The organism is Bacteroidota bacterium, assembly GCA_016194975.1.
Lineage (GTDB): Bacteria > Bacteroidota > Bacteroidia > Palsa-965 > Palsa-965.
Window position 1 is genome coordinate 1 of record JACQAM010000015.1, and the last position, 23,447, is coordinate 23,447.

Sequence of the window (23,447 nt, forward strand, 5' to 3'; positions counted from 1 at the left end):
AATTGTTATGATGCCATTTTTGTTCAGCCGAGACGCATTTTGCAGGCCATAGTGGAGCGACTACGGCCAAGAAATGCAACGAAGGATGGACAAAAATGGCGCATAACAAAACAGAAGGATGAAATTTAAACAGCCTCTAAATAAGCGAACCGAAAACAGTTTTCGCCGGTGATGCATCACTCCACACGATTCCATAAGTTCAGAAAAATATTTTTTTTCGCCGGTATTTCACACTTCTTTTAACGGATTTATGGAAACATTATTCAGGTCGCATCCTATTGCTGAAATTAAACAACGACTATCCACTTAAATCCATAAACATGAACAAGCTCATTACCCGTAAATCGCTGGGATTCGCTACGCTGCTCATTGCAGCTTTTACCATGTTCGCATGGCTGTATCCCGCAGGATATTTCCAACTCCCGATGGAAAATGAATTTATTAAATCGGTGAAACAGAAATTATCCGATTACAACAAACAACTTCCTGAAGACCGCGTGTATGTTTCTACTGACAAACCTTTATATAGTCCGGGAGAAACCATGTGGCTTTCTGTTTTTGTGCGCAACGGGCAAACGCTGAAGCCATCGAAAAAAAGTGACATTGTTCATGTTGATCTCATCGATCCCAAAGGAGCCGTAACACAAACAATAAATATCATTGCCAATAATGGTGTGGCTGCCGGCGATTTCTCATTCGCAAAAGAACAGGCAGGCGGCTTGTACAAGATCCGCGCTTACACGAACTGGATGAAGAACGACGGAGAGAATAATTATTTTGAAAAAGAATTCCAGTTGCAACAAGTCATCCTTCCCAAACTGAAAATGAAACTTGAATTCGAGAAAAAAGCGTTCGGCCCCGGTGACGAGGTGATCGCAAAACTGGAAGTGAATACCAATGAGAATAAACCGCTTTCGGATTATGCGATTCGTTATGTGAGTAACCTCAACGGAACTAAATTGCTGGAGAAAACAGAATCGACCGATGATTCGGGCGTGAAAATAATCCGCTTCAATCTTCCGAAAGATCTTGCCACGAACGACGGATTGCTGAACGTGATGGTGGATTATGAAGGAAGTACCGAAAGTGTTTCGCGTTCCATTCCCATTGTGCTCAATAAAATTTCCATGAATCTTTTCCCGGAAGGCGGCGATCTCGTTAATGGAATGCAAAGCAATGTGGCATTCAATGCACTCAACGAATTCGGAAAACCTGCCGACGTGGAAGGAATTGTGGTAACAGAAAAAGGCAGCCAGGTTGCATCGTTCTCCAGTTTTCATAATGGAATGGGCGCCTTTAATATTACCCCGCAGCCCAATGAAAAATATTATGCAAAGATCACGAAGCCCGAAGGTGTGAATGAAAAATTCGAATTACCGGCCGCACTTCCTAATGGATATGTGATGAACATCGATAATTCAAAAAGCGGGGAAGTGGGCGTGAGTGTGAATTCAGGCGACATGGAAGATCTCTCTCTCCTTGCGCAGGTGCGCGGAAAAATTTATTATTCCACCATCGTGAATGCGAAAAAAGGATTGAACAAATTCATTTTCTCTACCGAGAATTTCCCGATGGGCGTTGCGCAGATCACGTTGTTCGATGCAAAAGGAATCGCACGCTGCGAACGTCTTGCCTTCGTGAACAAAGACCGGCAGATGAATATTTCCATCACTACTGACAAACAAAAATATCAGCCGAGAGAAAAAGTAGTGATGACACTCAACGTTACCGATAGCAAAGGAATGCCTGTGCCCGCCGATCTTTCTGTGGGAGTAGTGAATGATCAGTTGCTTTCTTTTGCCAATGATAAATCAGGAAATCTTCTTTCGCAGCTTTTGTTGCAGCAGGATGTGAATGGAAAGATAGAAGAGCCCGCTTATTACTTCGATCCGAAAGAAGCCGATGCCGATCAGTCGCTTGATTATTTACTCATGACTCAGGGATGGAGAAGATTCACATGGGAAAAAGTAATGAGCGACGATCTTCCCGCGGTCGCATATCAGGGCGAGCGCGCAGTCATCAGCGGAACTGTGATCGATGCGTACACCGGCCAGCCCGTGCATCACGCGCATCTTATGATCAACAAAGGTTTCACTTATCTCGCCGACACGAACGGACATTTCACATTCACAAAACTCGATCTCAGTTCTGCAGTAACGATGGATATTTCTGCATCGAACTATACTTCGCAGGAAGTGCAACTCACGCAATACGGAGAAGAACAGGTTTTCTATTTGTATTCCACAAATTATTATTACAAAAATAACTGGGGATGGGGATTTGGTGCCGGAGCTGCAGGGGCACCGCGTTCCGCCGGCCGTGTAGAATTGATGGATGCCGAAGATGCACCTGCTGCCAAGCAACCGGAAGAAAAGGAAGCGAATGTAGAAATGGATCGGCAAGTCGTTCTTGCCAATGAGAATGTGGTGGTACAGAATGCAGTGGATGCAGACCAACAGCACGCACAACCGGATGATAAATCGAAAGATGTGAAAGCAGCAATGGATCAGCAGGTGGATGATTTGCGCGATGGGCTTTTTGAAGTAGCAGCAGACACTTCTGTTATTGCGCGAATTGCAAATGGAGAACAGAATAATATTCAGCAAATGGTTTATTACCGCGCAAGAAAATTTTCCGGCCCTGTTTACAATGACAATGAAAATGTGGATGTAAGAACTGATTTCCGCAATACAATTTACTGGAATCCTGATGTGCAGGTTGACCGGACAGGCCGCAAGGTGATCGAGTTCTATGCTTCGGATGACATCACTTCATTCCGAACCACAGCAGAGGGAATTTCTTCAGACGGAACAGCAGGAAGAGCAGAAGCAAATTTCTATACGCAACTTCCGTTTGCCATGAGCACAAAAGTTCCGGTGGAAGTTGCAACTGAAGATCATGTTTCCATTCCGCTCACGCTGAAAAATAATACGGATAAACCTCTCGGCGGAGTACTCACGATCACTTCTCCCGACGGATTAAAAGCGTTGAGTGTGATCCCGCAGGCGCAAACCATAATGCCCGGCGCAGCTAAAACAATTTATCTTGATTACGAAGTGCTGGATAAAATAGGTTATGGTGACTTTAAAATTTCTTTCAAGTCATGCGGACTCGGTGATGCCTTCACGCAGAATATTAAAATTGCGGCGAAGGGATTTCCGGTCAACGCCTCTTTCTCTTCGCAGGAAAAAGAAAAAGAATTTTCTTTCAATCCGAAAAATATGGTGAAAGGTTCGCTGAAAATAAATTTCACGGCTTTCCCCAATGTGGTGAGTGATTTGATGAAAGGTGTTGCCGGAATTTTACAGGAACCTTATGGCTGTTTCGAACAAACTTCCTGCACCGCTTATCCGAATGCGATGGTGCTCGATTATCTCAACAACACCGATAGTAAAGACGATAAAACGATGGCGTATGCAAATGATCTGCTCAACCGCGGATACAAACGCCTCACCACATTCGAAGCGCCCGATAAAGGGTACGAGTGGTTCGGCGCAAATCCGGGACACGAAGGACTGACTGCTTACGGAATTATGGAATTCACCGATATGAAAAAAGCAGGCGGAGATGTGGATCAGAAAATGATCGATCGCACTGCAGCGTGGCTCATGAGTCACAAAGATGGCAATGGCGGATTCAAACGCGAACAACATGCTTATCACAATTTCGGAATGATCAGCGATGAAATTCTGAATTCATACATCGTGTTTGCATTGGCGGAAGCAGGATACACCGACATCAAAAAAGAATTCGAGGCCTCGTACAAAAAAGCGATGGATACAAAAGATCCGTACGAACTTGCGATGATGGCGAACGCTTCTTATTCATTGAACGATGTTGCAAAAGGAGATGATGCGATGAATGCGTTGATAAGCCAGCAGGCAAAAGACGGAAGCTTCACCGGTAAAACACATTCCATCACTTACTCGCAGGGGCAATCGCTTACGATCGAAACCACTTCACTTTCCATTCTTGCAATGCTGAAAGCATCGGAAAAATTCGGATCGCATATTAATTCTGCAGTGCAGTTCATTGTAGGAAGCCGCAGCGGCGACGGAGTTTTCAGTTCTACACAGGGAACTATTCTTGCACTGAAAGCGCTTACCGAGTATGCGAAGTTCAGTAAGAAAACAAATGAAGACGGAACGATCGAAATTTATATGGACGGAAATAAAGTGGCGACAAAAACTTACAAAGCGGGAGAAAAAGGTGCGATCACTGTTGACAGTCTCGAACAATTTGTAAAAGGCGACGGAGAACATACATTGAAAGTGAAATATGTGAATGTAAAAACTCCTCTTCCCTATTCTGTTGCTGCCAACTGGAGCACTTCGCTTCCTGAATCGCAATCGCAATGCGCTGTGGATCTCACCACGAAACTTGCATCGGCAATCGCTAATGTCGGTGAAACTGTTCGTTTGAATTGTGTGCTCACCAATAAAAAGAACGAAGAGATCCCGAGCACGATGGCTATCATTGGCATTCCTGCAGGATTCACCGTGCAGCCCTGGCAGTTGAAAGAATTGCAGGATAAAAATGTGTTCGACTATTATGAGATCAAAGGAAATAATGTGGCGATCTATTATCGCGGAATGGCGGCGAATGCTGTGAAAGAAATAAATCTCGATCTGAAAGCAGAAATTCCCGGTGAATTTGATGCGCCTGCATCTTCAGCGTATCTCTATTACACGAATGAATTCAAATGCTGGACATCAATGAATAAGATCACCATCAGGAAAAATAAATAATTTGAAAATTTGAAATTCGAGGATTTGAAATTCGAAGATTGGTTTTACCCGCGCTAATATTCAAATTTCAAATCCCGAATCTCAAATGTCGAATCAATATTTCATGGGAAAGTATTACTGTCAATAGAGTTTATTCCGAATAAGATACTAAATGCGAAACAGGAAACTTTTTGACATTCAAATGAATCAGACTGAGCATCGGGAATACCTTGCAAATGCTCCGTTTTTAATAATGGAGCGCTTGCAATCATTGTTATGCAAATCTTAATCGATATAAACTCTAATGAAAAAAACAATTTACATAGGAATAATAATTTTGCTCTTCGCAGTGAAAAGTTTCGCGGGAAATATTTCAGGCCCCGATTCGCTCGGCAAAAGCGATCCTAAGAACTGGGATCCGAACGATCCGAACTGTCCGTGCCACCAGTATCAGAAGCAGGCGGAAGATGAATGGAATAAAATGAATCAGAATATTGTGGCGAACAATGCAGATTCCGCGGTAGTAAATGCAGATCCGGATTTAAATTCAATTCAACAAGTGCAATCAAACAACGCTGTAACCCAACACCGGAAAAATTATTTCCACTTTGAAAAATTTCTCATTCAAAAAATTCACCGCATGAAACGAAATTTAATCGGCGGAACAAAACGATCAGTGAAAGGTAAATTCCGGCTGGTCGATTGTTTTCATTTCTAACCGCAGATCACACGCATTATTTTTCTTCAGGGTTCATCACCACGAAAAGAATTCCGGCAATACACGCGCCGCCGACCGGGCCAACGATGTACAACCACAGGTCCTTGAAAGTTCCTTTTCCGAAAATTACCTCGATGAGCGTCATTCCCGTTCCCACAGCAGGATTGAATGCGCCACCCGAAATTTTTCCGGCACAAAAAGCGCAGGCCATTACGGTGAAACCAATCGCAAGCCCGTAAAAAGAATTACCGGCAGTTTTGGAATGCGTGGCAACATTGAGGACAACGAAGGCAAGTGCAAAAGTGCAAACCATTTCCATGAGCACCGGTTTGATCGGATTGATGGTACTATCAGGATGCAGCGGAAAAGTTTTTCCGTACATATAATGCGCAAAAGTTGCAGCAAGTGTTGCACCCACTAATTGCACCAGAATGTAAATCAGCGCTTCTTTTATTTCAATTTTTTTGCGGATCCACACCGCGATCGTCACTGCAGGATTATAATGCGCACCGGAAATATGTCCGCCTATATGCACCATCACCATAAGCATACTTCCGATGGCCAAAGGATTTCCTGTAAGACAAATAGCGAATACCAGGAAAAATGTCCCGATCATTTCTGTGATGTATTTTTTCATGGAGATACGTTTTAGCGGTTTTGTCAAAAATAGAAAAAGTTTGCAATGAAGGATGGGCTTGATCGCAAATGAGATTCACAATCGGGTGTTGATGAAAAAAGGCGCTTTTCAATTCTTCAGGGGAGGCTCCGGCGCGAAGTCTCATTAGTAATTTTGAGATAGCTTCTAATATAAGAGGCTGTCTAAATTTCATCCTTCTGTTTTGTTATGCGCCATTTTTGTTCATCCTTCGTTGCATTTCTTGGCCGTAGTCGCTCCACTATGGCCTGCAAAATGCGCCTCGGCTGAACAAAAATGGCATCATAACAATTCCAAAAAATGAATTTTAGACAGCCTCTAAGATTAGTTACATATTTCTCCTGTACTGTCCGCCAACTTCGAAAAGCGCTTCCGTAATTTGTCCGAGCGAACAATATTTCACTGTCTCCATCAACTCTTCAAATACATTTCCATTCTTCACCGCCACATCCTGTAAACGTTTCAGCATCGTTGTCGACCCTGAGCTTGTCGAAGGTTTTTCATTCGCTTTGTGCAGATTTTTCAGCATCGTGATCTGGTATTCTTTTTCTTCAGTAGTTGCGCGTATCACTTCCTTCGGAAGAATAGTAGGCGAACCTTTTGAAGAGAGAAATGTATTTACGCCAATGAGCGGATATTCGCCGGTGTGTTTCTGATGTTCGTAGTAAAGCGATTCTTCCTGGATCTTTCCGCGCTGGTACATGGTTTCCATTGCGCCGAGCACACCGCCGCGTTCACTGATGCGATCGAATTCCGTGAGCACTGCTTCTTCCACCAGATCGGTCAGCTCTTCAATTATAAAACTTCCCTGCATCGGATTTTCATTCTTTGCTAATCCTAATTCACGATTGATGATGAGTTGGATCGCCATCGCACGACGCACACTTTCTTCCGTTGGCGTGGTGATCGCTTCGTCGTATGCATTCGTGTGAAGTGAATTGCAATTATCATAAATCGCATAGAGCGCCTGCAAGGTTGTGCGGATGTCATTGAAATCAATTTCCTGCGCGTGCAATGAACGGCCCGAAGTCTGAATGTGATATTTCAGCATCTGCGAACGTTCGTTTCCATTGTATTTATTTCTCATCGCCTTGCTCCAGATGCGACGCGCCACACGGCCCAGCACAGAATATTCCGGATCCATTCCATTCGAGAAGAAGAAAGAAAGATTCGGTGCAAACTCATCGATGTGCATTCCGCGCGACAAATAATATTCCACGAATGTAAATCCGTTGGAAAGTGTGAGCGCGAGTTGCGTGATTGGGTTTGCCCCCGCTTCTGCAATGTGGTAGCCGGAAATGGAAACAGAATAAAAATTCCGCACTTTGTGATCGATAAAATATTGCTGCACATCGCCCATCACGCGCAATGAAAATTCGGTGGAAAAAATGCACGTGTTCTGCGCCTGGTCTTCCTTCAGAATATCGGCCTGCACGGTTCCACGCACCTGCGAGAGCGTGTGCGCTTTTATTTTTTTGTAAACGTCAGCAGGAAGAACGCGCTCTCCGGTCATGCCGAGTAATAATAATCCAAGCGAATCATTTCCTTCGGGAATTTCTCCCTGATATTTTGGCCGCTTGATTTTATTCTTATCAAAAAGTTCTGCGATTTTTTTCTCAACTTCTTTTTCAAGTTTGTTTTCGCGGATATATTTTTCACATTGCTGATCAATGGCTGCATTCATAAAAAATGCTGCGAGAATGGCGGCGGGGCCATTGATGGTCATCGACACGGAAGTTTTCGGATCGGCGAGATCGAAACCGGAATATAATTTCTTCGCATCATCGAGGCAACAAATGCTCACTCCCGAATTTCCGATCTTCCCGTAAATGTCGGGACGATGATCGGGATCTCTTCCGTAAAGTGTTACGGAATCGAAAGCAGTGGACAATCTTTTCGCCGGCATACCCAATGAAACATAATGGAAACGTTTGTTCGTGCGCTCGGGCCCGCCTTCGCCGGCGAACATGCGCGTGGGATCTTCGCCTTCGCGCTTGAACGGATAAATTCCGCTCGTGTACGGAAATTCTCCCGGAATATTTTCCTGCAGCAACCAGTTGAGCAGATCGCCCCACGCTTCGTATTTCGGTGTACAAACTTTCGGAACCAACGTATGCGAAAGCGATTCGTAATGCGTTTTGATCTTCACTTCTTTTCCGCGCACATTGAATTTGTAAAATTCATTTTTGTACTGCTGCGCTTTTTCCGGCCACCCTTCAATGAGTTTTAAATTCTTCGGATCGAGTTCGGGTTTTAATTTTTTGTATTCTTTCTCGAGATCTGCTGCCGATTTTTCTGATTTATTTTTTTTGAAAATATCAATTGATTTTTTCAGTGCGTAAAGATCCTGTGCTATTGCGGATTGTTGTTTTGCTTTTTTGTCGTAGCCGCGATTATTTTCCGTGATCTCACTCAGGTAACGCGTGCGCGCAGGAGGAATGATGTAAATCTTCTCCGACATTTCATCGGTGATCCTGAATGAAGATTTCAGTTTCGCGCCGGTCTTTTCTGCAATTTTATCAATGACTCTCCGGTAGAGGTGATTCATTCCCGGATCATTGAACTGCGAAGCGATAGTGCCGACAACAGGAAGTTTTTCATCATCGGTCTTCCACAACTGGTGATTGCGTTTGAATTGTTTGCGCACATCGCGCAATGCATCCATCGCCCCGCGTTTATCGAATTTATTCAGCGCGATCACATCAGCAAAATCAAGCATGTCAATTTTTTCGAGTTGTGTTGCTGCTCCGTATTCCGGTGTCATCACATACAAACTCACATTGCTGTGATCGGTGATCTCGGTATCACTCTGCCCGATGCCGGAAGTTTCGAGAATGATGAGATCGAAGTTGGCTGACTTGAGAATATCGATCGCTTCCTGCACGTATTTCGAAAGCGCGAGATTGCTCTGGCGTGTTGCGAGCGAGCGCATGTACACGCGTCCCGCGGAAAGTTCAGGATTGATCGCGTTCATGCGGATGCGGTCGCCGAGTAATGCGCCGCCGGTTTTTCTCTTCGAAGGGTCGACAGAAATAATACCGACTGTTTTTTCCGGGAAGTCGATGAGAAAACGACGGACGAGTTCATCTACCAATGAAGATTTTCCTGCGCCTCCTGTTCCTGTGATTCCGAGTACGGGCGTTTTCGATTTTTTTGCGAGTGATTTTATTTCTGTGATGATGCCTTTATGTTTCCCGGAAAAATTTTCTACTGCAGAAATAAGCCGCGCAATGCCGATGTGATCTTTTGCATTGAGATGTTTTACTTCCCCGTTCAGATTCACGCCCGTTGCATAATCTGATTTCTTCATGAGGTCGTTGATCATTCCCTGCAATCCCATAGAGCGGCCATCATCGGGATGATAAATTCTTTCAATGCCGTATTTCTGCAATTCTTTTATTTCTTCAGGAAGAATGGTTCCGCCACCGCCACCGAAAATTTTTATGTGGCCACAACCTTTTTCTTTCAGCAGATCGTACATGTATTTGAAATATTCCATGTGCCCGCCCTGGTACGAAGTGATGGCAATAGCATTTGCGTCTTCCTGTATAGCACAATTCACAATTTCCGAAACACTCCTGTCGTGGCCGAGATGGATCACTTCGGCGCCGCTCGACTGGATAATGCGGCGCATGATATTGATGGCTGCATCATGCCCGTCGAACAAAGACGCCGCCGTAACAATACGGATCTTGTTTTTGGGATGATATGGTTTTGCTTCTTGCATTATTTGAACCGGGAGAGAAGAAAGACAAAGTTACGTTTTATGAGTGGTTTTGCCAATGGAGAAAAGTGATCGGCATCCTATCGGTTAGTAAAAATTCATTCACACAGCCGGGATGAGCCCAACGAACGGCGAATGATGAAGAAACTTCAGTGCTACGAAAGGTGCTGTGTAGCCCCGGCCAACGGACGGGACGAAAGGAAATTTGAAGAACAGGTGTTGCGCTCCTCACCATCAATTAAAAAAAAATCCTTCTCCATCTATCACTCGTCATAGATGTCGAACTTATTATGATCGACAACCTGCCCGTTTTTATAATTCGTGTCTTCTTCTGTAAAAACAGGTTTGCCGGTTTCTTTATTTTTTAATTCTTTCAATGTTAATGTTGTTTTGCGCAGGAGCTGGTAATGATCGTCGTAACAAAACTGCACGTTCATCACATCGCCTTTCTTGTATTGTTCTTTTTCGCATTCTTTTTTAATTCGCAATACCGTTCGTGAGGGAAGGTCCGGATCTTTATTGAAAAACGTAACATCTGCCTTGTTGTACACACCGTGATCATCGATAAATAAATATTGCTGAGTAGTGTCGACAAGAAAATAAGATTCATCCGTGAGGTAATGATCACCGGAATGTTTGAGTGAATCGCGTTTTGCATACGGCAAACTATCGACATACATTTTCATGCAATGACTTTCAAATTTTTTTCTGGCGACACACAGATCGGAATCGTTGAATGCTTTCACTCTCCTGAGATGAATAATTTGAGGAACTACGGAATTGGAATTGATGTGATACGTTTTATCCATATTCCATTTGCAAGATGAAGCGCAGATGACGATCGTACCATGCCCTCCCGGTTTTATCGGTTCATGCGGATATTCGCAATTGAAATCAGGATCTGATCCGCGCGAATAACCAACGAGCAAGGGTTCTTTTCCCGTGTTGGTAAAAGGAAAATCGTAATGATTTCGCTCCACCGTTTTTTCGCCGGGAGTAAGATCATCAATGGTAATCGAATCGATGATCTCCGTGCGATCGAATTTTATCTGCGGGCCGTTCGGATCGGTGGAAGGTTCGTAATCCTGGGAAAATGAAGGGAAATAAAAAAAAGTGAAGATGAAAAAAAATAAAACTTTCATGATCAGTTCTTCGCTTTGAGCACAACACATTTGAAAGTGAGCGTGGCCGGCGAATTAGAAGCGTTTGATGTAACGGCGACTGTTCTCTCCTGGCGATCCATTGCACTCTTGCTGTCGTACGTGACTTTGATCGTTCCTTTCTGTCCTTTTGCAATGGGTTGTTTCGGAAAATCGACCGTCGTGCATTTGCATGCGACAGTTGCATCAGTAATAAGTAGCGGTTCGTCGCCGGTATTCGTAAAATTAAAATCGTGAGAAACCACATCGCCCTGGTGAATGAAACCGAAATTGTATTTCACTTCGTCGAATGTCATCACGGCCGGGTTAGAGACGCGCATTCCGGAAAAAGCGGCAGCGATGAGCAGCAGGGGCAGTATGAATATTTTTCTTTTCATGAATGAAGAAGCAAAATCAAAAAAATAAAATTCAAATTCCAAAAAAGAAGCGCCGGTCACTGCGAGCGAAGTGAAGCAGTCTTGCGCGTTGGAATTTGAATTTTTCTTTTTTAATATTTCTTAGTTCCCCCCGTTCGTGGGAGCGCCACCGCGCGAAGGATCGGGCGCACCCGGAGCAGGCGCAGCTGGGGCGGTAGTTACTGTTCCGCGCAAATGAATGATCACCGTACCATCTTTATTATTGGAATTGATGGTTGCTGTTTTATCCTGGTAACCCATTTTTCCATTGGAATCGAAACGAACATGAATGACGCCGCTTTTTCCGGGAGCAATAGGTTCAGTAGAATAAGAAGGAACGGTGCAATGACAGGAACCGGAAGCGGAGGTGATCACGAGCGGAGTTTTTCCGGTGTTCGTGAATTTGTAATCGCGTTCAACGATCGTTCCTTGTGTGACGGTACCGAAATTCATCGTATCGGTTTCGAATTTCATTACCGGTGCATTCGGATCAACGCTCGGTGTGGTCTGGGGTTGTGCATTTGCGCCGAGCACGAACAGTGAGGCGAAAGAAGCGAGAAGCAGTATCTTTTTCATAGCAATGATTTAGAAGGTTAAGGTAAATATAATATTGCAAAAATTAAGCCACATAAAGTTAATTCCCATTGGCGGCTGGAATAATTTCTCCGTAAACGTGCAATACAATAATTTGTTCGGGATAGTAAGAGATCGTGATGGTTTTACTCTGCGGGCCGCTCCTGCCGTTGGTATCGAGTCTGTATTTTATCACGCCTGATTCTCCCGGAGGAATCGGATCCTGCGGATAATTTGTGTTATCACAATTGCATGCGGAGTGACATTCCATAATAACCAACGGTGTCTTACCCGTATTCTTAAAATGAAATTCGTGTTCAAGAATTTCTCCCTCATGAATTTTTCCGAAATGATACGATGTGGAATCGAATTTCATGAACGGAGCATTTGTTGTGTCGCGAATGACATGGCCACAGGTATGGATCACAATTCTATTTTCAGAATAATTAGTTTGAACTTCGCTATTGGTGAATGTGATCGTAGCTATTTTATCCTGGTAACCCATTTTGCCCTGCGTATCAAACCTGTAACGCACTGTCGCTGATTTTCCCGGCGGAACAGGTTCTTTCGAATATTCCTCATCATCACAATTGCATGAACCGGTTGCATTTGAAATTACAATCGGCAATTTCCCTTTATTCGTGAATTTGAAATCGTGCTCAATAATTGTTCCCTGCAGCACCGTACCGAAATCATAAACGACAGAATCAAAAACCGGGACTGGCGCATTGGGATCCGGAGGACGAAAAACATTTCCCTTAATTCGCAAAACGATCACTGAATCTTTCATTCCGCAACTGATAGAAAGCGAAGCTGTTTTTTCCTGTGGACCCATTTTCCCATTCGTATCAAACCGATAACTTATTTTTCCGGAAACTCCGGGCCCAACAGATTCGAGTGGATAACTAACAATTGCAGCACTTGTTGAAGTATGTCCCTCGGTAAAACGAAACGGTTCTCTTCCTTTATTGGTGAAATGAAAATCATGTTCGACAATGGTTCCCTGTTCAACCGAACCGAAATGATATTCCACAGAATCAAAAATGATAAGAATTTCGTCGATTGCATTTTTTTTCTGCGCCTGTAAAAAAAGTGGAAATAAAAAAAAGAAAAGTAAGAGTGAATTTTTTTTCACGAAAACGTTTTCACTTAAACTACAAAAATCACACCGCGATACCATAGATTACGAAATACAAAAGGCCTCCCGCAAGATTGCTTCTCCCGATTAAAATCGGGATCGCAATGCCCCCCCGCGTTTCATATTTCGTAATTTTTTCCCGAACGCGTTCGGGATTTCGTATTTAGTAATCCCGCGCGGGCATGAAAAAAGCCGGTCTCCCGCCGGCCTTCTTCCTGGTATTTAACCAAACTCAGTTTCCTCCGGAGGTAGAGACACCGGCTGAAACTACATTGCCTTTTATTTTCACTTCCACATATCCACCCGCCAGATTATTTGATGCATTGGAATAGACCATTACTTTTTTATCGAACATTCCGACACGCACGCTGGTATCATATTTCACTTTGAACGTTGCACTTCCTCCCGGCGGAATAGGATCTTTCGGATAATTATCAGGAAATGTTGTGCAACCGCATTGTCCTTTGATGCCTGAAATTACCAATGGAGTTTTTCCGGTATTCGTGATCTTGAAAGTGCGTACTTGTTCACTTCCCTGCTGCACCGTTCCGAAATCGATCACTTCTGTTTCAAAAGAAATGACCGGTGCATTCGGATCGGCTGATCCGGAAGTCTGCGCAGAAATTTTTATTCCTGCGAAAACAACTGCGATGGCAAGGAGAATTTTTTTCATTTCAATTCAACCATTATTTACCGGCACACCTCCGTTTGAATTTCCATCTCCCGGTTGCGGGAATGGAGTCTCTGCAGGAGGGGCTTCAACAATTCCATGAATGTGCAGAATTGCGGGATCGGTTTTTCCGACGAAAGTTATCGTTACTGTTTTCTCAAATGGCCCAATGCGATTCGTATCATAATGAACTCTTATCGTAACAGTCTCGCCAGGTTTGATCGGCTCTTTCGTGTATTCGGGAATTGTACATCCGCAAGAGCCATGCGCTTCCTGTATCACGAGCGGTTGCTTGCTGGTATTTGTGAGTTTGAATTCGCAATATGGCTCGCCTCCTTTCTGGATCGTTCCGTAATCGTGCGTCATCACGTCAAACTTATAACCGGGATCTACAGTAGTTGCAGTAGTCTTGGTTGTTGTGCTGCTGCCCGTTTGTGCAGGGCCAGAATTAGCAGCAGGAGATTTTGTTGTTGCTGTCTGCGCGTGCAAACAAGCGAACAACAAAACCGGTACTGCTGATAGGATGAACTTTTTCATTGGAGAAAAAGAAAAACTCGTGAAAATTAATTTCCGCCTGTGCTTGTTCCGTCTGCAGGTTTTGCAGGTGCGGTAGAAACTGTAGATGCTGTTTTTGGTGCTGGTTTAGCAGGAGCAGGAGCTGCTGTTCCATTTGTTGCGCCTGTTCCGCCACCTCCATTTGCAGGAGCTGCTGTTCCGCCACCCTGAGTTGAAGTTGCAGCAGGAGCTTCTACAGTTCCTGTAAGATGCAACACAACTGTTTGATCGGTATCATAAGTGATGGTAACCGTCTTATCCTGTTGTCCCATTTTCCCGGTAGAGTTGAACGTAACTTTAATTACGCCTTCTCCATTCGGTTTGATCGGCTCTTTCGGCCAATCAGGAACGGTGCATCCGCATGAACCGTGAGCTTCATTGATGATCAACGGCTCTTTACCCGTGTTTTTGAATTTGAATTCTTTTGTAACAATATCACCTTGTTTGATCTTTCCGAAATCGTAGGAAGTGATCGTGAAGGTCATCACCGGCCCGTTCTCGCGCTGCATTCCGGATGTGGAAGGTGCGGCAGTTGTGGTGGTGGTCGTTGTGGTGCTCTGCGCTTGTGCGAATGTCATTGCACCAACGAGAAACACAGGAATGAGGAAAATCTTTTTCATGTGATTGTTTGTTTGTTTTCTGGTTATAGTGTTTTACTTTTTTTCAGCTAAAATCGTGCCATAAACCGGAACTTCCGAAGCAAAATTATTAGCTTTACGTCCCTCTGAAAATAGAGGAAAACGAATGTAGAGTAAAAATTCAAAACTAAAAATTCCAAATCCCAAAAAGATCCGTTTTTATATCCCGGAACCTGGTGCCTGGAATTTTATTTTTGTTTCTTTTTATCCGCTATGGAGATCTCCAAAACATACGACCCGAAAGCCGCCGAAGACCACTGGTACAACTGGTGGATGGAGAAGGGATTTTTCCGATCCGTTCCTGATGATCGCGAACCTTACACCATTGTGATTCCTCCTCCCAATGTGACCGGTGTATTGCACATGGGCCACATGCTCAACAATACGATCCAGGATGTGCTCGTGCGTCGCGCGCGCATGCTCGGAAAAAATGCACTCTGGGTTCCCGGCACCGACCATGCTTCCATTGCTACCGAAGCGAAAGTTGTTGCATTGCTGAAAGAAAAAGGCATTTCTAAAAAAGATCTTTCACGCGAGGATTTTCTGAAGTATGCGTGGGAATGGAAAAAAAAATACGGCGGAATAATTCTCGAGCAACTGAAAAAACTCGGCGCTTCCTGCGATTGGGAACGCACGCGTTTCACTATGGAAGAAGAACTGAGTGAAGCCGTGACCGATGTTTTCATTGATCTCTATAAAAAAGGATACATCTACCGCGGCACAAGAATGGTGAACTGGGATTGTGCCGCACTCACCGCGGTTTCCGATGAAGAGGTGATCATGAAGGAAGCAATGTCGAAACTTTTTTATGTGAAATACCAAATAGAGGATTCCAATGAATTTATGACGATCGCAACTACGCGGCCGGAAACTATTCTCGGCGATACGGCTGTTTGTGTTCACCCGGATGATGAGCGTTACAAAAATTTAAAAGGGAAAAAAGTAATTGTCCCATTGGTGAATCGTGCGGTCAACATTATTTTTGATGAATACGTTGACAAAGAATTCGGAACGGGCGCTCTTAAAGTTACTCCCGCGCACGACAAGAATGATTATGAACTTGGTAAAAAACACAAACTCGAATCGATCGATGTTCTGAATCCTGACGGGACGATGAGTAAAGCGGCGCAATTGTACATTGGCGCCGATCGTTTCGCTTGCAGGAAAAAAATTATAAAAGATCTTGAGGAGAAGGGGCATCTTGTAAAAGTTGAGGAAATCAAAAACAATATTGGTTATTCCGAAAGAACGAATGCGGTGATCGAACCGCGCCTTTCCATGCAGTGGTATGTGTCGATGAAAGAAATTTCAAAACCGGCATTGGAGAATGTGGTGAATGCGAATATTAAACTCATCCCGGAAAAATTCATCAACACTTACAAATACTGGATGGAAGGTGTGCATGACTGGTGCATCTCGAGACAATTATGGTGGGGACAAAGAATTCCTGCATGGTATGACTCTGATGGGAATTTCGTCGTCGCAAAAACAAAAGAAGAAGCCATCGCGCAATTCAAAATTAAAAATTCAAAATTAAAAATTGAAGATCTCATCCAAGACGAAGATGTAGTTGACACCTGGTTCTCTTCATGGCTCTGGCCAATTTCTGTTTTCGATCCGAAAGTTTTTGCGAACGGAAAACAAAATGCAAATGCTGATCTGAAATATTATTACCCGACGAATGATCTTGTTACTGCTCCTGAAATTTTATTTTTCTGGGTGGCGCGCATGATCATTGCCGGTTATGAATACATGGGCGACAAACCTTTTTCGAATGTTTATCTCACCGGAATTGTCCGCGACAAGCAGGGAAGAAAAATGTCGAAGTCGCTGGGGAATTCTCCCGATCCGCTCGATCTCATTGATAAATTCGGTGCCGATGGTGTGCGCGTGGGCATGCTCCTGTGCTCGCCCGCAGGAAATGATCTTCCGTTCGATGAATCGCTTTGCGAACAGGGAAGAAATTTTGCGAACAAGATCTGGAATGCGTTTCGTTTGCTGAGCGGATTTACCGTTGATAAAAATATTCCGCAACCAGATTCTTCGAAGATCGCCGTGGAATGGTTCAATGCTAAATTCAATTCTTCACTTGCAGAGATCAACGATCATTATTCTAAATTCCGTTTGTCGGATGCACTCATGTCAACTTACAAACTGATCTGGGATGATTTCTGCGCGTGGTATCTCGAAATGATCAAGCCGGATTTCGTGGATGCCCGCCCGCCCGCCCGTGCCGGTACGGACGGGGATGCCCCAGGCGGACGGGGAAAAGCAAATCCAATTGATCAGAAAACATTTGATGCAACAACACTCATCTTCGAAAAGTTGATGAAAGTTTTGCATCCATTCATGCCATTTATTACCGAAGAGTTGTATCATCATCTCGCAGAAAGAAAAGCAACTGACGCGATCATTGTTGCGCCGTGGCCGAAGGAAGAAAAATCTGATACAGACATTATCGCCAAAGTTGAAGTGCTGAAAGAAATTGTTGGCACTATCCGTAATCTTCGTCAGCAAAGAAATATTTCTCCGAAAGAAAAGCTTGATGTTTTTGAAATGAGTAAAGTGGAGCGCTCAACTCCTTGCCGTCTTGACCCGATTGTGATCAAACTTTCAAATCTTAACTCGTACAAGTACACTACGGAGAAAATTACAGGAGCTTACGGTTTCATGGTAAGTACTGTTGAATTGTTTATACCTATTCAAATCGACGCCGAAGAAGAGAAGAAACGTCTTGCGAAAGAACTCGAATACAATAAAGGATTCCTCGTTTCCGTTCAGAAAAAACTGGCGAATGAGAAATTCGTTTCAAATGCAAAACCCGAATTGATCGAAATGGAAAAAAAGAAACAGGCGGATGCGGAGAGTAAGATCAGGGCGATTGAACAACAGTTGGCGAATCTTTAATAAGGTATTAGGGTATTGGGGTAAGAAGGTATTCAGGCAAATCATTTTAAAACGTAATAACTTAATACCCCCTTACCCTAATACCTCAATAACCCGATCGAAGAGATGAAAAAATTCTTTTTAGCGACAACTCTTATTACAATAGCCGGCTGTTCTCTCATCGGCCTTCACTTCAACATTCACAATCCGCGCCGCGCAGGAAAATATCCGAAAAAAACAGAAGCGCTTCAGCTTTTCGGGAACCAGGATTCAAAATACAGAACGTGTTATGATGTGAAGTATTACGGGCTCGATGTAACATTCGGCGGAAATCTGCTCAAGGAAAATAATATTGAAACCACCGTGCAGATGGATTTTGTTGCCACGAAAGATTTTGATACGATACAAACGGATCTTGCCCCGGTGATGAAACTCGAAAGCATTTATTTTACTTCCGATACCAAAGCGAAAGAGCCGGTATTTTTCCGCAAGCACCAGGCGCTGATGCTGATCTTTCATGGCGAAAAAGGGAAAAAATATTCCATCACCATGGTTGCTGCGGGAACCCCGCTCGAAGCAAAACGTCCCCCGTGGTCAGGAGGATTCGTTCGGAAACAGGATGATCTGAAAAATCCGTGGTGGGGCGTGTGTGATGAAACGGAAGGAGCCAGCATTTGGTTTCCCTGCAAAGATGTAGTGAATGATGAACCGGATAGTGTTGACATGTATTATAAAGTTCCGGAACCACTTGTTGCAGTTGGAAACGGAAATCTCATTGGCAAAAAACAACTTGGAGGTTGCTGTAATCTCGATGAATACCACTGGCATGTTTCCTACCCGATCAATCTTTACGATATAACGTTTTACATTGGTAAATTCAAATTACTTCATGATGTTTACGTTTCTCCCGTTACGCACGATTCATTGCAGTTAAATCACTATGTGCTCGAACAACATTACGACAAGGCGAAAAAACAATTTGAACAACTGAAAGATTATCTCGCGTTCTACGAACAAACGTATGGCCCTTACCCGTGGTACCGCGATGGATTTAAATTAGTGGAATCTCCGTATGAAGGAATGGAACACCAGACCGCCATCGCTTACGGAAATGGTTTCGCAACCGACCCCACTTACAAATTCGATTATATTATTCTTCATGAGACTGCGCACGAGTGGTGGGGAAATTCGGTGACGGCCGAAGATCTCGCCGACGGATGGATACACGAAGGATTTGCAACGTACACCGAAGCGTTGTGGGTAGAACATAAATTCGGTCATGGCGCTTATGTCAATTACATGCTGAATTACAGGATAGAAATTATCAATCGCAGGCCGGTGGTTGCTCCTTACAACATCCGTTATTTCGATTATCACGATGAGGACATGTACACGAAAGGCGCGTGGGCGCTGTACACATTGCGCAACACGATCGGTGACTCTGTTTTCTTTGATGTGCTGAAAACTTTTTACGCACGCTACGCTTACAGGAACGCGCGCACGGAAGACCTGGAAAAAATTGTGAATGAAAAAACGGGCGAAGACTATCACTGGTTCTTTCAGCAATACCTGCATGATCGTTTTACTCCGGAACTGGAATATTGTGTGTGGGAGGGGAATTTCTTTTATCGCTGGGGAAAAACGGATTCCTCTTTTGTATTACCGGTCAAAGTAAAATTCAACGATACTGAAAAGACCGGCTATGAATTGCGGCCGACAAAATATTTGCAGCGATTGGAAATTCCTTTAGATGCGACTTATCCGTTTTTCAACGATGATCAATTACTGTTCAAGCCCGTTGAAAATAAAAATTTACGGACCATGATGAAATGGAGAACCTGATTTTCTAAAAATTTAGGGCGATATTTTCCACGTTGCTGTTCGTTGGTTAAAACATAATATTGCCACAGATTTGCGCTGACTAAACACAGATTAAGGGCATCTCTACTAACTTCGAACTGCTGCGTTGGGCTACATCCTCAAAATCCTCATTTACGAATAGTAAATTCCCGCCTTGCATTTCTGTGTTTTTAGAGATGCCCTTAAGACAATTGTATCCCGCAAATCATCCATTCATCGTCACTGTTTAACCTTCTGTCTGAATTTTTCCTTCCACAACATTCTATAGTTAACTTTGAATTTCAGAACTGCAAAGTGATCACAAGACTAAAACAGGCATTCGCCATTTCTCTTTTAGTTTGTTTTTCGGTATTCCTTATTCCGCAAGAATTCGTACACGCGCTCTACGGGCACACCGACACGCATCACGCACCTACAGGCGCAGGAGAAAAAAATACGTGGAGTAAAAAACATATTCACTGTAGTTTTCTCACTTACGAAGGATCGGCTTTTATTTCTTCTGATCACGCTGCCGGATCATTTACACAGAATTTTTTCTTCTTTCTTCCCGATGCAGATTTCAATTGCCCTGGATTAATTTTCCCTTCCCTTCCTGCTCCACGCGGGCCGCCCATTGCCTGAAAATTCATCAGCCCTGATGAAAATACTTTCCGTTGAATGAAACGGAAATGCGGATCACATTATTCCTGATAAAATTTTCCGAAATCATTTCTATGAAATTTTCAGTTCTCCAATACACTTTTGCCTTTCTCTGCATTTTTTTAATTACCAATTTAAACGCAGAAACTCCCGGCAAAGCAACACTCTCCGGTAAGATCACCGATAACGCTGACAGTTCTGCTCTCATCGGTGCTGTCATTTATTTTCCCGATCTCAAAAACGGAACGCAGACCGACATCAACGGAAATTATAAAATTGAAAACCTTCCTGTGGGAAGTTTTACAATAGAGGTCTCCTGCACCGGTTACGCAACGATCACAGAAAAAATTCTTCTCTCGGAAAATACCGTCATTAATTTTAAAATGGAATCAACACCAACCGAAATGCCGGGCGTGGTGATCACGGGTCAATCTTCCTCGGCAGATCCGAAAAAAATTCCTACACCCATCAGCGTAGTGACTACACTTCAACTGCAACAGAATATTTCTACAAACATCATTGACGCGATCGCGAAGCAACCGGGAATTTCTCAGGTGGGGACAGGCCCGGGAATTTCAAAACCGGTGATACGCGGACTCGGTTACAATAGAGTTGTTGTTGTGAACGACGGCATTCGCCAGGAAGGACAACAATGGGGCGATGAACACGGAATTGAAATTGATGAGTACGGCGCTAACCGTGTGGAAATTTTAAAAGGCCCCGCGAGCCTCGCTTATGGTTCGGATGCGATGGCCGGTGTGGTAAATATTATTTCTGCTCCCACACTTTCACAGGGAACGGTCACCGGAAATATCATCAGTAATTATCAAACGAATAACGGGCTCGTTGCAGGATCGGCGAACATTGCAGGAAATTTAAACGGTCTCACGTGGGACGCACGTTACACGCACAAGCAGGCGCACGACTACGTGAACAAATATGACGGAGGTGTTTTTGATTCGCGTTTCACCGAAAATGATTTCAGCGGAACGATCGGTTTGAATCGCAGCTGGGGATATTCAAATTTTATTCTTAGCTCTTATCATCTTTCTCCGGGAATAGTAGAAGGAAGGCGTGACAGTGCAACGGGAAAATTCATCAAAGAAGTCCGCGTGAATTCAACTACGATTGCAGACAGTCTTGCGAATACCGATGATCTTCATTCTTACCAAATGGCGACTCCGCACCAGGAGATTCATCATTACAAGGCGATCTGGAACAGCAGTTTCATTGTTGGCGACGGGCAGATCAAAACTACTTTCGGTTTCCAGCAGAATCAGCGGCAGGAATTTGCTGACGTTCTTCATCCTGAAAATTATGGTTTGTATTTCCTGATGAACACGATCAATTACGATGTGCGTTATATTTTCCCGGAAAAAAATAATCTGCAGATTACTTCGGGAGTGAATGGAATGCAGCAGGACTCGAAGAACAAAGGCGTTGAATTTCTTGTTCCGGAATATTCGCTCTTCGACATCGGCACATTTGTGACAGCAAGAAAATCATTTGAGAAACTCGACATCAGCGGCGGGCTGCGCTATGATCTGCGCGAAGAACACACTGCCAATCTTTATCTCGACAGCAATGGAATTAAAACTTCTTCCTCCGATCCGGATGCCATTCATAAATTTTCTTCTTCCAGGAATTCTTTCTCCGGAATTTCAGGAAGCGCAGGAATTTCATACGAGCTCTCAAAAATATTTTACACCAAGTTCAACATTTCGCGCGGGTATCGCGCACCCGGAATAAATGAAGTAGGTGCAAACGGTGTGCATGAAGGAAGTTTACGTTACGAGCGGGGCAACCCGGAATTGAAAGCGGAAAACAGTTTACAGTTTGATCTTGCTTTCGGTGTTGATTCAAAACATGTTTCCGGCGAGATCGATCTGTTCGATAATAATATTCAGAATTTCATTTACGCAAGAAAACTCAGCAGTGTGAATGGCGGCGATTCTATAACGCAGGGATATTCAACTTTTAAATTTGTTTCGGGCAATGCACAACTGATGGGAGGAGAAGCGACGATCGATATTCATCCTCACCCGTTCGACTGGCTGCATTTCGAAAATTCCTTTGGATTTGTAATTGCACAGCAGAAAAATGCGACCGATTCCACGAAGTACCTTCCCTTTACTCCTGCTCCTGTATATCGCATGGAATTGAGAGCGAATATTCCGAAACCCGGAAGATCATTCCAGAATGTGTATGTGAAATTTGAAGTGGAAAATTATTTTGCGCAGAATAATATTTATTCGGCTTATCACACCGAAACGGCGACCAAAGGATGCACCTTGCTGAATGCCGGATGCGGTGGCGACATCATCCGCAATGGAGAAACAGTGTGTTCCGTATTTTTCTCGGTGAATAATATTACGGACGTTGCTTACCAGAATCACCTCAGCCGCCTGAAATATTCCGACATGAATTATGTGACAGGAAGAACCGGCGTTTACAACATGGGAAGGAATTTTTCACTGAAATTGAATATTCCGTTGTATTTCAAAAAAGCAAAAACAAACTGATCAGGCATTCACCATCTTTCATCGCTTGAAAAAAAATAAGAACTTTGCATTAGAGTTTATTCCGAATAAGATACTAAATGCGAAACAGGAAACTTTTTGACATTCAAATGAATCAGACTGAGCATCGGGAATGCTTTGCAAATGCTCAGTTTTTAATAATGGAGCGCTTGCAATCATTGTTATACAACTCTTAATCGATATAAACTCTACTCTAAACATTTTTTTATGTTCAACAAAAAATTCTTCGCCTGTATTTCGGTATTTGCGCTGATCGCAATTCTTCCTTTCGCGTGCATCACGCATAAAAAAGCAACACTGGATTGCACCACCATTGAATCTACTTTTTCAAAAGACATTCAGCCCATTCTCCAGGAGAATTGTTACAAATGCCACGGCAAAGGTTCGATAAAAGGAGATTTCACAACTTATGAAGGAATTAAAATAAAAGTGGATAACGGTGAATTGGAAAACGAAGTGCTGCGGAAACAGGAAATGCCGCCCACAGGCCCGCTCCCGGAAGAAGAAAGAAAAAAAATCCGCTGCTGGCTGAATAATGGTGCGATGAATAATTAATAATGCATAATTGA

Annotated in this window: 16 protein-coding genes; 7 read left to right on the forward strand and 9 right to left on the reverse strand. The window is 43.6% G+C overall.

Features of this window, described 5'->3' with window-relative positions; genetic code table 11:
* Window positions 1–320: 320 nt before the first annotated feature.
* Together HY064_10065 and HY064_10070 are read left to right on the forward strand one after the other, a co-directional pair.
* Window positions 321–4,748, forward strand: a complete 4,428-nt coding sequence (locus HY064_10065) for a hypothetical protein (GenBank protein MBI3510997.1) — start codon at window positions 321–323, stop codon at window positions 4,746–4,748.
* 283 nt (window positions 4,749–5,031) lie between these two features.
* Window positions 5,032–5,445, forward strand: a complete 414-nt coding sequence (locus tag HY064_10070; protein MBI3510998.1) for a hypothetical protein — start codon at window positions 5,032–5,034, stop codon at window positions 5,443–5,445.
* Window positions 5,446–5,461: 16 nt separating this feature from the next.
* On the opposite strand, the gene HY064_10075 is transcribed toward HY064_10070, so the two are convergent.
* From HY064_10075 to HY064_10115, 9 genes are all read right to left on the reverse strand, one after another.
* Window positions 5,462–6,082, reverse strand: coding sequence for an aquaporin family protein (locus HY064_10075; protein MBI3510999.1), 621 nt, complete (start codon window positions 6,080–6,082; stop codon window positions 5,462–5,464).
* A gap of 346 nt (window positions 6,083–6,428) precedes the next feature.
* On the reverse strand, window positions 6,429–9,827 hold the full coding sequence (locus tag HY064_10080; protein ID MBI3511000.1) for a methylmalonyl-CoA mutase family protein: 3,399 nt from the start codon (window positions 9,825–9,827) through the stop codon (window positions 6,429–6,431).
* A gap of 260 nt (window positions 9,828–10,087) precedes the next feature.
* Complete coding sequence (locus HY064_10085) at window positions 10,088–10,966, reverse strand: DUF1573 domain-containing protein (GenBank protein ID MBI3511001.1); 879 nt, start codon at window positions 10,964–10,966, stop codon at window positions 10,088–10,090.
* A 2-nt stretch (window positions 10,967–10,968) separates the two neighbouring features.
* A complete protein-coding gene (locus HY064_10090; protein MBI3511002.1) occupies window positions 10,969–11,361 on the reverse strand; it encodes a DUF1573 domain-containing protein in 393 nt (130 codons plus the stop codon).
* A 120-nt stretch (window positions 11,362–11,481) separates the two neighbouring features.
* Window positions 11,482–11,955 carry a DUF1573 domain-containing protein gene (locus HY064_10095; protein MBI3511003.1) on the reverse strand — a complete coding sequence of 158 codons (474 nt, stop codon included), beginning with the start codon at window positions 11,953–11,955 and terminating at the stop codon, window positions 11,482–11,484.
* Window positions 11,956–12,013: 58 nt separating this feature from the next.
* Window positions 12,014–13,087: a DUF1573 domain-containing protein gene (locus tag HY064_10100; GenBank protein MBI3511004.1), complete on the reverse strand. Its 1,074-nt coding sequence runs from the start codon at window positions 13,085–13,087 to the stop codon at window positions 12,014–12,016.
* 235 nt (window positions 13,088–13,322) lie between these two features.
* The gene (locus tag HY064_10105; GenBank protein MBI3511005.1) at window positions 13,323–13,763 is read right to left on the reverse strand and encodes a DUF1573 domain-containing protein; all 441 of its coding nucleotides are present in this window, start codon (window positions 13,761–13,763) and stop codon (window positions 13,323–13,325) included.
* Between the two features lie 6 nt (window positions 13,764–13,769).
* Entirely contained in the window at window positions 13,770–14,126 is a 357-nt protein-coding gene (locus HY064_10110; protein ID MBI3511006.1) for a DUF1573 domain-containing protein, read from the reverse strand.
* A gap of 197 nt (window positions 14,127–14,323) precedes the next feature.
* A complete protein-coding gene (locus HY064_10115) occupies window positions 14,324–14,935 on the reverse strand; it encodes a DUF1573 domain-containing protein (protein ID MBI3511007.1) in 612 nt (203 codons plus the stop codon).
* A 231-nt stretch (window positions 14,936–15,166) separates the two neighbouring features.
* On the opposite strand from HY064_10115, the gene HY064_10120 reads away from it, so the two are divergent.
* From HY064_10120 to HY064_10140, 5 genes are all read left to right on the forward strand, one after another.
* Window positions 15,167–17,860 (forward strand): valine--tRNA ligase, encoded by a 2,694-nt coding sequence (locus tag HY064_10120; GenBank protein MBI3511008.1) that lies wholly within the window; start codon window positions 15,167–15,169, stop codon window positions 17,858–17,860.
* Window positions 17,861–17,965: 105 nt separating this feature from the next.
* A complete protein-coding gene (locus HY064_10125; protein ID MBI3511009.1) occupies window positions 17,966–19,681 on the forward strand; it encodes a M1 family metallopeptidase in 1,716 nt (571 codons plus the stop codon).
* 312 nt (window positions 19,682–19,993) lie between these two features.
* The gene (locus HY064_10130) at window positions 19,994–20,320 is read left to right on the forward strand and encodes a hypothetical protein (GenBank protein ID MBI3511010.1); all 327 of its coding nucleotides are present in this window, start codon (window positions 19,994–19,996) and stop codon (window positions 20,318–20,320) included.
* A gap of 92 nt (window positions 20,321–20,412) precedes the next feature.
* On the forward strand, window positions 20,413–22,860 hold the full coding sequence (locus tag HY064_10135) for a TonB-dependent receptor (protein MBI3511011.1): 2,448 nt from the start codon (window positions 20,413–20,415) through the stop codon (window positions 22,858–22,860).
* Window positions 22,861–23,085: 225 nt separating this feature from the next.
* On the forward strand, window positions 23,086–23,433 hold the full coding sequence (locus HY064_10140) for a cytochrome c (protein MBI3511012.1): 348 nt from the start codon (window positions 23,086–23,088) through the stop codon (window positions 23,431–23,433).
* Window positions 23,434–23,447: the final 14 nt, after the last annotated feature.

Coding starts and splice junctions, on each gene's coding strand:
- HY064_10070 (MBI3510998.1), top strand. CDS start 5,032: ATGAAAAAAACAATTTACATAGGAATAATAATTTTGCTCTTCGCAGTG.
- HY064_10135 (MBI3511011.1), top strand. CDS start 20,413: ATGAAATTTTCAGTTCTCCAATACACTTTTGCCTTTCTCTGCATTTTT.
- HY064_10125 (MBI3511009.1), top strand. CDS start 17,966: ATGAAAAAATTCTTTTTAGCGACAACTCTTATTACAATAGCCGGCTGT.
- HY064_10105 (MBI3511005.1), bottom strand. CDS start 13,763: ATGAAAAAAATTCTCCTTGCCATCGCAGTTGTTTTCGCAGGAATAAAA.
- HY064_10140 (MBI3511012.1), top strand. CDS start 23,086: ATGTTCAACAAAAAATTCTTCGCCTGTATTTCGGTATTTGCGCTGATC.
- HY064_10115 (MBI3511007.1), bottom strand. CDS start 14,935: ATGAAAAAGATTTTCCTCATTCCTGTGTTTCTCGTTGGTGCAATGACA.
- HY064_10095 (MBI3511003.1), bottom strand. CDS start 11,955: ATGAAAAAGATACTGCTTCTCGCTTCTTTCGCCTCACTGTTCGTGCTC.
- HY064_10080 (MBI3511000.1), bottom strand. CDS start 9,827: ATGCAAGAAGCAAAACCATATCATCCCAAAAACAAGATCCGTATTGTT.
- HY064_10090 (MBI3511002.1), bottom strand. CDS start 11,361: ATGAAAAGAAAAATATTCATACTGCCCCTGCTGCTCATCGCTGCCGCT.
- HY064_10065 (MBI3510997.1), top strand. CDS start 321: ATGAACAAGCTCATTACCCGTAAATCGCTGGGATTCGCTACGCTGCTC.
- HY064_10110 (MBI3511006.1), bottom strand. CDS start 14,126: ATGACGCACGATTACGGAACGATCCAGAAAGGAGGCGAGCCATATTGC.
- HY064_10075 (MBI3510999.1), bottom strand. CDS start 6,082: ATGAAAAAATACATCACAGAAATGATCGGGACATTTTTCCTGGTATTC.
- HY064_10120 (MBI3511008.1), top strand. CDS start 15,167: ATGGAGATCTCCAAAACATACGACCCGAAAGCCGCCGAAGACCACTGG.
- HY064_10085 (MBI3511001.1), bottom strand. CDS start 10,966: ATGAAAGTTTTATTTTTTTTCATCTTCACTTTTTTTTATTTCCCTTCA.